At 73.5% G+C, this 11,835-nt stretch carries 10 protein-coding genes; 5 read left to right on the forward strand and 5 right to left on the reverse strand.

The features are described 5' to 3' along the window. Positions 1-30 precede the first annotated feature (30 nt). Positions 31-1,995, forward strand: coding sequence for a DUF11 domain-containing protein (locus H030_RS0127445; protein WP_027008486.1), 1,965 nt, complete (start codon positions 31-33; stop codon positions 1,993-1,995). A 38-nt stretch (positions 1,996-2,033) separates the two neighbouring features. Here H030_RS0127445 and H030_RS38035 read toward each other — a convergent pair whose 3' ends face one another. The 4 genes from H030_RS38035 to H030_RS0127465 are packed head-to-tail and all read right to left on the reverse strand — an operon-like array spanning position 2,034 to position 5,653. Continuing rightward, positions 2,034-2,939, reverse strand: a complete 906-nt coding sequence (locus tag H030_RS38035) for a DUF11 domain-containing protein (RefSeq protein ID WP_051223846.1) — start codon at positions 2,937-2,939, stop codon at positions 2,034-2,036. 5 nt (positions 2,940-2,944) lie between these two features. Next, on the reverse strand, positions 2,945-3,478 hold the full coding sequence (locus tag H030_RS0127455; RefSeq protein WP_027008487.1) for a hypothetical protein: 534 nt from the start codon (positions 3,476-3,478) through the stop codon (positions 2,945-2,947). A 19-nt stretch (positions 3,479-3,497) separates the two neighbouring features. After that, positions 3,498-4,412: a DUF11 domain-containing protein gene (locus tag H030_RS38040; protein WP_051223847.1), complete on the reverse strand. Its 915-nt coding sequence runs from the start codon at positions 4,410-4,412 to the stop codon at positions 3,498-3,500. A gap of 23 nt (positions 4,413-4,435) precedes the next feature. Then, positions 4,436-5,653, reverse strand: coding sequence for a hypothetical protein (locus H030_RS0127465; protein WP_231398558.1), 1,218 nt, complete (start codon positions 5,651-5,653; stop codon positions 4,436-4,438). A 379-nt stretch (positions 5,654-6,032) separates the two neighbouring features. On the opposite strand from H030_RS0127465, the gene H030_RS0127470 reads away from it, so the two are divergent. From H030_RS0127470 to H030_RS35750, 4 genes are all read left to right on the forward strand, one after another. Then, positions 6,033-6,941: an esterase/lipase family protein gene (locus H030_RS0127470; RefSeq protein ID WP_027008489.1), complete on the forward strand. Its 909-nt coding sequence runs from the start codon at positions 6,033-6,035 to the stop codon at positions 6,939-6,941. Positions 6,942-7,083: 142 nt separating this feature from the next. Next, positions 7,084-7,641: a hypothetical protein gene (locus H030_RS0127475; RefSeq protein ID WP_027008490.1), complete on the forward strand. Its 558-nt coding sequence runs from the start codon at positions 7,084-7,086 to the stop codon at positions 7,639-7,641. A 162-nt stretch (positions 7,642-7,803) separates the two neighbouring features. Next, positions 7,804-9,789: a DUF11 domain-containing protein gene (locus tag H030_RS0127480; RefSeq protein WP_027008491.1), complete on the forward strand. Its 1,986-nt coding sequence runs from the start codon at positions 7,804-7,806 to the stop codon at positions 9,787-9,789. Between the two features lie 103 nt (positions 9,790-9,892). After that, on the forward strand, positions 9,893-10,204 hold the full coding sequence (locus H030_RS35750; RefSeq protein WP_051223848.1) for a helix-hairpin-helix domain-containing protein: 312 nt from the start codon (positions 9,893-9,895) through the stop codon (positions 10,202-10,204). Here the strand turns inward: H030_RS35750 and H030_RS38045 are convergent. Then, positions 10,185-11,750 carry a SpoIIE family protein phosphatase gene (locus H030_RS38045; RefSeq protein ID WP_051223849.1) on the reverse strand — a complete coding sequence of 522 codons (1,566 nt, stop codon included), beginning with the start codon at positions 11,748-11,750 and terminating at the stop codon, positions 10,185-10,187. The two genes, H030_RS35750 and H030_RS38045, sit on opposite strands and share 20 nt — an antisense overlap. Positions 11,751-11,835 lie beyond the last annotated feature (85 nt).

Raw genomic sequence — 11,835 nt, forward strand, 5'->3', positions numbered from 1 at the left:
CGAATGCGCCGGAGGCCGAGGTGCCGTGCGATGCTGACCGGCCTGCTGGCGGCGCTGCTCGCAGGGCCGGCGATCGCTGTCGCGGCGGCGCCGCGGGCGGTGCTCAACGGCTCCTTCGAAGAGGGCTATGCGGTGGCGCCGAACAGGTTCGCCTACCTCGAGGCGGCCAACGACCCCGATCCGCAGCCGAGCGAGCATCGCCTCGCCGACTGGTCGACGACGTCGCCCCCGGCCGGCCCCGCCGACGCGCCCGCCGAGACGTGGGGCACGGGCTACGACGGCGTCGAGGCGCCCGCGGGCGGCCAGTTCGTCGAGGTCAACGTGGACGTGCCGGCGCGGATGTTCCAGACGGTCTGCCTGACCACCGGCGACCGCATCGGCTGGTCCTTCGCGCATCGCAACCGCCGCGACGACGACGACCTGCACCTCGGCGTCTACCGCGCCGGCAGCCTGGTCCCGTCCTACACCGACCCGAGCGTCGAGGTCCAGCGCCTCGCCGACGTCACCTCGACCACCGACGTGTGGACGCGCCACTCCGGCCCCGGCACGTTCACCGGCGCGACCGGCCTGTACGAGCTGGGCGCCGAGGGCCAGCTCGTCGATCCGGACCATCCCGGCGCCGGCAACCTGCTCGACGACGTCGACGTCGAGCTCGCGCCGCTGGCCGAGATCGAGAGCGGGACGCCCGGCGCGCTGGACCCGGCGCGGCGCCCGTGGCCGCTGCGGATCGCGCTCAGCGGGCGGCTGCGCGCGGCCGGGACGCTCACGGTCGCGCTGTCGGGCGCCGGGCTGGATCCGGACGCCGTGACCGTCGGCGCGCCATCCGGGGTGCCGGGCGCGCACGCGGCGATCGCGGGCGGCGACATCACCGTCGCGGTCCCGCCCGGCGTCTACGGGTCGCCCGGAGAGCCGGACGTCGTCAGCGTCCCGGTCGACCTCGCCGCGGCCGCCCGCGACGGCGCGGCGCACGTGCGCGCGCAGCTGACCGCGGCGGCGCCGGCGCGGGTCGGGCCCGCGGAGGACTGCGGCGGCACGGGCACGAGCGAGCGGACCGTCACGCTGGCCGGCGTGGTCACCGACCTGCAGGTCACGGCGGTGGCCGAGGCGGTCCGCGGCGGGCAGTACGTCGCGGAGATCCGCGTGCGCAACGTCGGCTCCGCGCGTGCCAACGGCGTCGTCGGACAGCTCACGCTGCCCGCGGACCTCGACCTCCAGGTGACCGCGGCGACCGCCGGGACCTGTGGGCGCGACGGCGCGCGCGTGCGCTGCGGGCTGGGCAGCATCGCGCCCGGCGCCACGGAGCTCTACGCGGTCGCGGGGCGGGTGCCGGCCGGCGCGGACATGCTGACCGCGCGCGCGGTGACCGCCGACGTCACGCCCGCCGACGCCGAGCCGGACAACAACCACCTGACGCTCGTGACGCCCGTGCAGGACCCGCCGCCCGTGCCGTCGCCGGCGCCGATGCCGACGCCCACGCCCGCGCCACCCGGCGCCGCGCCCGTCCTCCCCGCGCCCGCGCCCGCCTTCGCCGCGCCCGCGCCCGCGCCCGCCTTCGCCGCGCCGATCGACCTCGGCGTCACCGTCCGCGCGCCGCGCCGGACCGTCTACCAGGGCGACGACCTCGCCTTCCACGTGCGCGTCACCAACCGCGGCACGCGCCGCGTGTCCGGTGCCCGCGTCCGGCTGGCCGCCGTCCCGCAGGGCCGGATCGCCGCGCCGCCCGGGACCACGTGCAGCGGCGGCCGCCCGCGCGTCTGCACGCTGCCGCCGCTCGCCGCCGGCGGGTCGGCGACGCTCGTCGTCCACGCCGACGCCCGGAGCGCCCGCCGCTACGCGGTGCTCGCCGCGGCGCTGGCGCCGAGCGCCGACACGCACCCCCGCGACAACCTTGCCGCCGCCGTCAAGCGCGTCACGGCGACGCCCGCCGGATCCTGCGCGGCGGCCGGGACCGCGGCCGCCTCACGGCACGGCCCGGTCGCCCACGCCGCCTGCTGAGCGCAGCACGCGGCGTGGGCTGGACCACTCGCACTCCCTCAGCAGAGGATCACCAGCGACGTGACGACCGCGCAGGACTTGCTCGCGCTGTCGTTCGCGGCGTTGGGGTCGGCGGGCGCGCTCGCGGTCCGGGTCGCCGTGGCGTTCAGCGCGAGGCCCAGCGACAGCAGGCCGTAGGTGGCGGCGAACGTCGCGTGGGTCGTGGCGCCGTTGGCCAGCGTCCCGATCGGGCAGCTGGCGCGGTGCGTGGCGGCCGTGTAGGTGCACGACGACGCCGACGTGATCCCGGTGGCCTCGGTCGGCAGCTGCGTCGTGATCGTCGCCGACGTCGCCGCGGCCGGGCCGTCGTTCCTGACCCCGACGTCGTAGTTGATGGTGCCGCTCAGCAGCGGCCCCGCGGTCGCGCCAAGCGAGACGCCGAGGTCCGCGCCGGGCGCCGTCACCGTGAGCGTCATCGGCGTCGAGCCCGTGCTGGTCGTGCCGGCGTCGTCGGACTCGTAGCGGTAGCCGAAGAACGAGATCCTCTCGCCCAGCGACGCGCCGCTCGCGACCAGGAACTGCGCGCCCACGTTCACGACCACGCCGGACGCGGTGGCGTCCGCCACCACGCCCTTGAGGCCCCTGCCGTCGAACGGGTCCGGGCTGCAGGCGATGTAGTCGCCGCTGCAGGAGCCCGGGACGAACGTGAAGTCGTCGAGGTTCTGGGACCTCGTGCCGTTGATGATGTCGTCGCCGAAGCCCTCCAGGTTGGCGAAGGTCCCCACGTCGACGCTGCGCGTCGTGTACCTGATGCCGACCGTCACCACCTCCCCCGGCGCGGGCGTGGTGTTGCTGACGGTCAGCGACAGGCCGTCCAGGCCGGTCACCGTCCCCGGCGCGGCAAGCGCCGCACCGGGGGTGAGCATGGCGGCGACGAGGACGGCGCCGGCGAGCAGGATGCGCATGGACCTCAGGACGCCGTGATCGTCAGGACGGTGGCCGCGGAGTACCTCGACGCGCCGGCGCCGTCACACGACGCCAGGTCCGCGGTGCCGACGACCTGCTCGTTCGCGGTCGCCCCCGCGAACTTCCCCGCCGTGATGGTGCCGGCGCGCCTCGCGGTGATGAGGTTGCCGAAGGTCCTGACGGTGGAGGTGAACGTGAAGGAGCTGGTCTCACCCGTGTTCCATCTGATGAGGCGCGTGCGCGTGGCGCCGGTGGTCACCAGCGCGCACGTCGCCGGCGCGGTGATCGCGCTGCTGTACAGGCCCGACCTGATGGCCGGGTCGGTCGGCGACACGCAGCCGTAGTTCTGGGTGAACGCGACGGCGGTCGGCGCCGGCGTGTTCGTGAGGCTGGGCGAGAACGTCCCGGACTCGGAGCCGCCGCAGACGACGCCGGTCAGCGCGTGGGCCGAGCCGGCGGCCAGCGCGGCCCAGGCGAGCGTCGCGGCCAGGGCCAGCCCGAGGACGCGCAGCGGCCGGTGGACGATGGAGTTGTGCATGATGTTGGTTCTCCTTGCCTCAGCAGGTGATCAGCAGCGACGTGATCGCGTTGCAGTCGGCGCTGTCGCTGTCGTTGGAGGCGTTGGGGTCGGTCGGCGCGCTGGCGGTCCGCGTAGCCGTGGCGTGCAGCGGCAGGCCGATCGTCAGCAGGCCGTAGGTGGCGGTGAACGTCGCGTGCGTGGTGGCGCCGTCGGCCAGCGCCCCGATCGGGCAGGAGACCTGATCGGTGCCCGAGGCGTAGGTGCAGGTCGACGAGCTGATCCCCGTGGCCTGCGACGGCAGCTGCGTGGTGATCGTCGCCGAGGTCGCGGCGGCCGGGCCGTTGTTGGTCACCGCGGCGTCGTAGGAGACCCTCGGGTTCAGCAGCGACGCCGTCGCGCTCAGGTCCACGCCGAGGTCGGCCTCCGGCGGCGCCCTGACGGTCAGCCTCAGCAGCGGCGTGCCGTTGCGGGACGTGCCGCCGCTGAGGAGCTGCGACTCGTGGTGGCCGGCGAAGGCGATCGTCTCGCCGTTCGTCGCGCTGGACGACACCGTGAACTGCGCCGTGCCGGAGACCGTCCTGCCCGGCGGTGGGGCCGGGACCCTGGCGTCGAAGGCGTCGGTGATCGCAGGGTTGTAGGTGCAACCGGAGAAGTCGCCGGTGCAGGAGCCGGAGACGAACGACAGGTCGGCGAGGTTGACCGCGATCTGCGGCGGCGGCGTGTAGCTGCCGAAGCCCATGTTGGCGCTGACGGCGGTGAGGTCGGAGGTCTGCACGACGTAGTCGACGCCGATCGTGATCGTCTCGCCCGGTGCAGGCGTGGTGTCGCTGGTCGTGACGGTCAGGTCGCCGGTCGACACCTTGCCGGGGTCGGCCTGGGCGGCGGCCGCCGCGCAGGCGAGGATGGTCAGCGCCGCGGCGGCGGTGGTCGCGAGGGTGCGGGTGGTGCGCATGGGTGGTTCGACCTCCTCGAGGTCTAGTTGAGGTCCATCTTGGGTTCGCCGTCGGCCGTGAGGCCGGCGCCGTCGCGCGTGCAGGTCCCGCCGACGGGGCTGCCGTTGTTGTAGGCCTGGCGGAGGCAGTTGCGCAGCGCGTGCTCGCCCCACCAGTTGGGGTGCATCGACTCCTGGACCTGGAACGGGCTGAGGACCTGGACGGCGTGGATCGACTGGATCCACTCGAAGTCGTCGGAGGCGCCCGCGTCCTGCCAGGTGGCGTGGTCGCTCTCGTCGATCGTCTCCGCGCCGGTCTCGCAGAGGCGGTTGCCGTTGAAGGCGCTCGACAGGTTCATGGTCCTGAGGTTGGTGTAGGACAAGCCTCCGGCCGCGCTGGCGATCAGGCCGTTGAGCGTGGGCAGCAGCGTCGTGTTGGCCCAGTCGGCGTCGGCGTTCCAGAACTCGCAGCCGACCAGCCCGCGGTTCAGCCCGCCCTGGCTGTAGCGGAACCCGCTGCCGGGCGGGATCGGCGACTCGTAGTTCTGGACCAGCAGCGTGTACTGGGACTCGCTGTAGCCCGCGTCGGCCATCGCGGTGTGGATGTGGGTGATCGCGCCCCTGATCGCCGCGGTCACGGCGGCGAGGTTGGTCGACGTGAGGTTCGCCGTGACCGACGTGTCGTTGTTGCACACGTTCTTGAGCAGCACGGTCGACGTGAGGTAGTCGGTGACGCACTGGGTGATGATGTCGGCGAAGTGCAGGTCGTTGCCGCCGATCGAGATCGCCACCAACTTGACGTTGTGGGTCTCGGCGAAGTCCCGCAGGCTCGCCGCCTGGCCGTCGTCGCTCGCGGTGCTCGCGAAGTCCAGCCCGGGCTTGAAGTCGCCGCCGACGGTCTCGGTGGAGGTGGTCGCACCCGAGCAGGCGAAGTTGACCGAGCTGACGCCGTGGCCGATGTGCGCCTCGGCCGCCGAGGAGCGGTGGCAGTTCGGGATCGTCTCGGCGGTGTGCGTCGCGTTGTCGAAGTACGCGCTCGCGCCGCCGGCATCGACGTCGGCCGGGTCGTCGAGGACCGTGTTGCCCGCCCAGCGCCCGCCCTCCCCCGACATGTAGGAGTCGCCGACCGTCGCCACCCACGGCGAGCCCGACCCGGGTCCGTCGGCTCTGGCCACGCCGGTCCGGACGGCCGCCAGGGCCAGGAGGGTGACGAGGATCGCGACGCCGACCAGCGGCCGGCGCGCGGCGAGCAACGGGGACATGGGTTCCTCCACGGAACATGGGATGGGACGGCGATCGGGCCACCGATCGCCAGACGCCGGCCCCCTGGCTGTGGACCGCGGGACGGCGCCGCGCATCTTGGAACGATCGCCTACTCACGTCAAGCGCAGGAACGCTGATCTTTCTGTGTTTGTCGGATGACTTCGCTCAGCGATGGACGGGGCGAAGCTTGCCATCCTCACCGACGCAGGTTGCGGAGCATCGACGGCACGACGGCCAAGACGCCGCGTCCCCGGCGGACGGCGCCGCACCGCCGACGCGCAACGCTCCGGGGCAGCACCTGGCGCGTTCCCGTCGCGTCTTCCCGCTGACAGTCAATTGGTTTCGTGACTGCTGGGTAATTCTGAGAAGCTCGGGACCATGAGCCCGCTCCGGACCGCCCTCGCCCTCGCCGCCATCGTCGTGCTCGCCGCCATCGGCGCCGCGCCCGCCGGTGCCACCCTGCCGGTCGTCTACAACTTCTCCGCCGCGGCCCTCGCGGCGCAGGCCTCGCCCGGCGCCGCGCCGGCCGGCGCCAACGACCCCACGTGCGTGCCGTCGACCGCGCACCCCCGCCCGGTCGTCCTCGTCAACGGAACGTTCGCCGACCAGATCACCAGCTGGAACGCGATCGCCCCGTTGCTGAAGAACGAGGGCTACTGCGTCTACACCTTCACCTACGGCGTCAGCGCGCCGAGCGGGTTGGGCGGGACCGGTCCGGTCGCCGCGTCGGCCGGCCAGCTGTCGACCGAGGTCGACGCCGTGCTGACCGCGACCGGGGCCAGCGAGGTCGACATCGTCGGCTGGTCCCAGGGCGGGATGATGCCCCGGTACTACCTCAAGAACCTCGGCGGCGCCGCGAAGGTCCACACGCTCGTCGGCCTCGCACCGTCCAACCACGGCACGACGCTGCTCGGGATCTTCACGCTGACCGACCTGCTGCTGGGCGGCGAGGGCATCCTCGGCGCCGGCTGCGAGGCGTGCTCGGACCAGCACGCCGGATCGGCGTTCCTGACCGCGCTCAACGCCGGCGGCGACACCGTCAGCGGCGTGGACTACACGGTCATCGAGACCGCCTACGACGAGGTCGTCACGCCCTACTCCTCGGCCTTCCTCAGCGGTCCGAGCGTCACCAACATCACGCTCCAGAGCCAGTGCCTCCTCGACCTCGGCGACCACATCTCGATCCCCTACGACCACGTCGCCGCCCGCGACGTGCTCAACGCCCTCGACCCCGCGCACGCCGTCGCGCCAACCTGCTCGCCGGTCGTGGCGGGCGTCGGCGGCTGAGCGCACGACGCTCCCGTTCGCGGTGCGGGACGCGCGCGTCAACTTCCGCCGGGGCCCTTCCGGGGAGCTGCCGAACGCAGTACGAGTTAAAGGCACGATCACACAGTGATCGCAGATCCACACTCGTACGAGAGGCAAGCACGTGCACGTCACCCTCCACACCTCCGGCCGCCTCCGCGACCGCCGCCCCGTCGCCCTGCTCGTCGCCCTGGCGGCCCTCGCGCTCGGGACGGCGTGGAACCCGCCGTCCGCCCACGCGCTGGACCTCACGACCTGCACCGGCACCGAGAACGCCACCTACACGCCCGGCGAGCTGCTCACGACGCGCTCGACCGCGGTCGCCTACGCCAACACCTACTCCTGCACCTCGACCGACCCCACGATCACCGGCCTGACCAGCGGTGGGTCCTACACCGCGGACCTGAGCTGCCTGTCGGTGCCGACCCTGACCACCGGCATGAGGCACCAGATCCACTGGAACAACGGTGACACGAGCAACACCACGTCGACCGAGCGTGCCTACACGACGGTCGCCGGCCAGACGATCGAGACCAGCGTCTCCCACGTCGACAGCGGCAAGTTCGCCGGCGACGAGGTCGTCCAGACCCTCACCAACCCGGCGCTGGACCTCCTGAGGTGCCTCGCCGAGCCCGGCGTGACCAGCAAGCAGGGCGTCCTGACGATGACCGTCACCGGCTGAGCGCGACGGGGCGCACGGCTTCACCGATCGTTCAACACTGCTGATCTTGCCGCATTCGTCCGCGATGGCCCGGTTTCAGGGCCCGCGATCATCGGTTTCGGATGATGCGCCGGGCCACGCGGACCCGCCACAGTCCTCCCGACACTCGGGAGGAGTCCAGCGGTGCTCACTCGTCATCCCCGCCCCCGCGCGGCGGTCGCGGCACTCGCCGCGGCCGCCTGCGCGCTGCTGACCCTCAACGCACCGCAGCCCTCGGCGGCGGCGCAGATCGACAGCGCCGGCCCGCTCACGCGCGTGCTGACGACGCCCGACCTCAACTGCGCGGTCGACCACGTCGAGGACCAGGTCCCGGAGTTCTTCGGCGACACCGCCTGCGCGACGCTCGTCGCGACGCCGGACACGCTCTACGGCCCCCGGTCGATCCCTGCGGGCGGCTACGCGTCGCCGCTCACGCCCTGGACCCCGGTCTCCCAGACCGGCCCGACCGGCAGCGGCACCGCCGCCGACCCGTTCCGGATCACGACGGTCGTGACCGGCGGGATGCTGCGCGTCACGCAGGTCGACAGCTACGTCGTCGGCGAGGAGTCCTACCGCACCGACGTCACCGTCGCCAACGAGGGCGACGCCCCGGTCGACGCCATCATCTACCGCGCCGGCGACTGCTACCTGCAGAACAGCGACGTCGGCTACGGCCGCCTGGAGGGCGGCGCCGCGACCTGCCTCGCCGCCAACCCCGACGGCACCGCGGGCGACCGGATCGAGCAGTTCGCGCCGATCACCAACCCGGCCAACGCCTACCACGCCGGCTACTGGGAGGTCTGGAGGTGGATCGGCTCGCGCCAGCCGTTCCCGGACACCTGCCGCTGCGACGAGTACATCGACAACGGCGCCGGCAACAGCTGGAGCCGGACGATCGCCCCAGGCGCGTCGGCGACCGTCGCCGGGCTGATCACCTTCTCCCCGACCGGCAACCGCCCGCTGGTCATCACCAAGACCGGCGACCACGACACGGTCGACGCCGGCCGCGCGACCGGCTACACGATCTCGGTCACCAACCCCAACGTCCGCGACGTCACCCTCACCTCGCTCTACGACGACCTCCCGCCCGGGTTCTCCTACATCTCGGGATCCACGAGCGGGCTGACGACCGCCGACCCCACCGCTGCCGGCCAGCGCATCACCTGGGCCGGTCCCCTCGCGATCCCCGGCGGGACGACCGTCGACCTGCACTTCGAGGTCCGGGTCAGCACCATCCCCGGGACCTACCGCAACAGCGCCGCGGGCACCGCCGACGGCTACACGATCGTGCCCGACGAGGAGGCCGCCCCCGCGACCGTGCGACCGCTGGAGAGCACGACCACCCCGGACCTCGAGGTGACCAAGATCGCCGACGACGTCGCCGGCGTCGCGGGCCTGCGCACCGGCTACACCATCACCTTCACCAACCCCACCGACAGGACGCTCCGGCTCAAGGTGATCGACGAGCGCCTGGCGCTCACCGCCGCCTACCTGCCCGGCTCGACGACCGGGATCACCACCGCGGACCCGCTCGCCGACGGCCACCGCCTGCGCTGGGACGTGGACGTCCCCGTCGCGCCGCTGAGCGCCGTCAAGCTGCACTTCGGCGTGCGGCTGCCGCTCGACGCCGACGGCGTCGTCCGCAACCCGAGCGTCACCGCGCAGGTCCAGGGCGCGTCGTCGGCGGTGGCCGGGACGAGCACGATCCGCAACACCGCGCCGGTGCACCTCACGCCGCGGCCGATCAGCGGTGCGCTGGCGCTGCGCAAGACGCCGTCGCACCGGTCGATCGTCGCGGGCCGCGCGGTGCGCTTCACGCTCGTCGCCCGCGACCTCGCGCCGAAGACCGCGACGACGATCCGGATCTGCGACACGGTGCCGCGCGGGTTCGTCGTCGTCTCCGCACCGCGCGCGACGCAGGTCGGCCGCCGGCTCTGCTGGACGCGTTCGCTGCCCAAGGACGTGCCGACCGCGATCGTCACCTACCGGGCGCGCGCCAAGCTCACGACCCGCGGCCCGGCGCGGACCAAGGCCACCGTGACCGGCCTGCAGCGCGACCCCGCCGCTGCCACGGCCGGCGTCGTCGTCCGTGCCCCCCGCGCGCGCACGGCGCCGATCACGACGGGATGAGCACCGGCACAGGCGCGTCGTCGTTCCCCCTGCGGCGGCGCGCCGCTCATCCGGTGTCCGATCCGTTCAAGCCGCGTGGGGTGCTCGGTGAGAGCATGGAGGTATGAGCACCGCCGACGAGAAGGTTGCCCTCACGCGGCTGCAGGAGATCCCGAACGTCGGGCCCGCGGTCGCACGGCGGCTCGTGGCGCTGGGGTTCGATGGCGTGGATTCGCTGCGCGGTCAGGATCCCGAGGAGCTCTTTGCCCGGACCGAGGCGGCCCGCGGCACGCCCGAGGATCCGTGCCTGCTCGACACCTACCGCGCGGTCGTCGCCTTCGCCGACACGGGCGACGACCGGCCCTGGCACGCGTACTCACGGGAGCGGCTGGCCCAGGAGGCGATCGTCGGTCGCGCTAGCCGAGCCGGAGCGTGAGCAGCGCGACGTCGTCCTCGACGACGCCGGGGAGCTGGGCCAGGACGTGGTCGCAGACCGCCTCGGCGTCCCGGCCGTCCTGGCCGGCCAGCACACGCGTCAGCCACGCCATCCCGTCGTCGAGCGACGCGCTGCGGCGCTCGATCAGCCCGTCGGTGTAGAAGACGACCGTCGCGCCCGGCTCGAGCACGACCTCGTGATCGGCGCGCTCGTGGCGGCCGGCGCCGAGCATCAGGTCGGGCCGGGACTCCAGCAGCCGGACGGCCCCGTCGGGCGCGATCAGCGCCGGCGGCGGATGGCCGGCGTTGGACCAGCGCAGCGTCCGTCGTCCCTGCGCGTCGGTGTCGAGCTGCGCGAGGACGACCGTCGCGAGCACGTCGACCTCCAGCGTGCGCATCGCCGCGTCGAGGTCCTGCAGCACGCGCGCGGGCGACGCGGGCGCGGTCTGCGCCACCCCGCGCAGCAGGTTGCGCGCCTGCGCCATCGCCGCGGCGGCATGCTGGTCGTGCCCGGCCACGTCGCCGATCACCAGCACCAGCGACCCGTCGGGCACCAGGAACGCGTCGTACCAGTCGCCGCCGATCTGGGCCTGCTTGGCCGCAGCGATGTAGCGCACCGCCAGCTGCAGCCCCGGCAGCGCCGGCGGATGCGTGAGCAGGCTGCGCTGCAGCGCCTCGGCCAGCTCGCGCGTCGCGGCGGCGACGGAGCGCTCGGCCTCGCGCGCGACCACGCGGTCCAGCGCCTGGCCCAGCGTCGTCGCCAGCAACCGCAGGAACCCGAGGTAGGCGTCGTCGACCGCCAGCTCCTCCGAGAGCCGGACGACGAGCGTCGGCTGCTCGCCGCCGTGCCTGCGCGCGCCGATCGCCAGCGACGCGAGCCTGCCGCAGCCCTCGCCACCCGGCGCGTCCTCCAGGCGCACGTCCTCCACCTGGGCGAGCAGCTGGAAGTCGACCGCCCGCAGGTCCCGCGTGTCGGCGCGCAGCAGCGGCAGCGCCAGCGCCGGCAGCTCACCCGCCTCCTGCAGATCGCCGAGCGCCCCCGCCAGCCGCGTGAGCAACCCGAGCCGCCGCTGGTCGAGCACCTGCTGCGTGGTCTCGGTCGCGATCGCCATCAGCCCCTCGACCGCGCCGTCCTCGTCGCGCACCGGCGAGAACGAGAACGTGAAGTAGCACTCCTCCAGGAACCCGCGCCGCAGCAGCGGCACGTGCTCGTCCTGGACGTAGGTCGTCCCGCCGCCGGTCCGCACGCCCTCCATCATCGGCCCGATCAGGTGCCACGCCTCCGACAGCACCTCGCGCGCCGGGCGCCCCAGCGCAGCCGGGTGCTTCTCGGCGATCAACGGGGTGTAGGCCTCGTTGTAGACCATCGTGAACTCCGGCCCCCACAGCAGCGTCATCGGGAAGCTGCTGTGCAGCGCGAGGTCGACAGCGCCGCGCAGCGCGGGGCTCCACGCGTCCATCGGGCCGAGCGACGTCGCCGACCAGTCCGTCTCCTCATAACACGCCCGCAGCGCACCCGCCGCGTCGAGTAGCACCTCGCCGCTCACGGTCCGAGACTACTGGTGACGTCCGTCTGCGCCACCGGCCCCACCTGCCGGTAGAGTCTCGCCGCCATCCGCACGGAAGCAACCG

Origin of the sequence: Conexibacter woesei Iso977N, assembly GCF_000424625.1 — a bacterium.
Lineage (GTDB): Bacteria > Actinomycetota > Thermoleophilia > Solirubrobacterales > Solirubrobacteraceae > Baekduia > Baekduia woesei_A.

Bases quoted from the DNA above. Each gene is read 5' to 3' on its own strand.
- H030_RS0127445 (WP_027008486.1), top strand. From the start codon at position 31: ATGCTGACCGGCCTGCTGGCGGCGCTGCTCGCAGGGCCGGCGATCGCT.
- H030_RS38035 (WP_051223846.1), bottom strand. From the start codon at position 2,939: ATGCGCATCCTGCTCGCCGGCGCCGTCCTCGTCGCCGCCATGCTCACC.
- H030_RS0127455 (WP_027008487.1), bottom strand. From the start codon at position 3,478: ATGCACAACTCCATCGTCCACCGGCCGCTGCGCGTCCTCGGGCTGGCC.
- H030_RS38040 (WP_051223847.1), bottom strand. From the start codon at position 4,412: ATGCGCACCACCCGCACCCTCGCGACCACCGCCGCCGCGGCGCTGACC.
- H030_RS0127465 (WP_231398558.1), bottom strand. From the start codon at position 5,653: ATGTCCCCGTTGCTCGCCGCGCGCCGGCCGCTGGTCGGCGTCGCGATC.
- H030_RS0127470 (WP_027008489.1), top strand. From the start codon at position 6,033: ATGAGCCCGCTCCGGACCGCCCTCGCCCTCGCCGCCATCGTCGTGCTC.
- H030_RS35750 (WP_051223848.1), top strand. From the start codon at position 9,893: ATGAGCACCGCCGACGAGAAGGTTGCCCTCACGCGGCTGCAGGAGATC.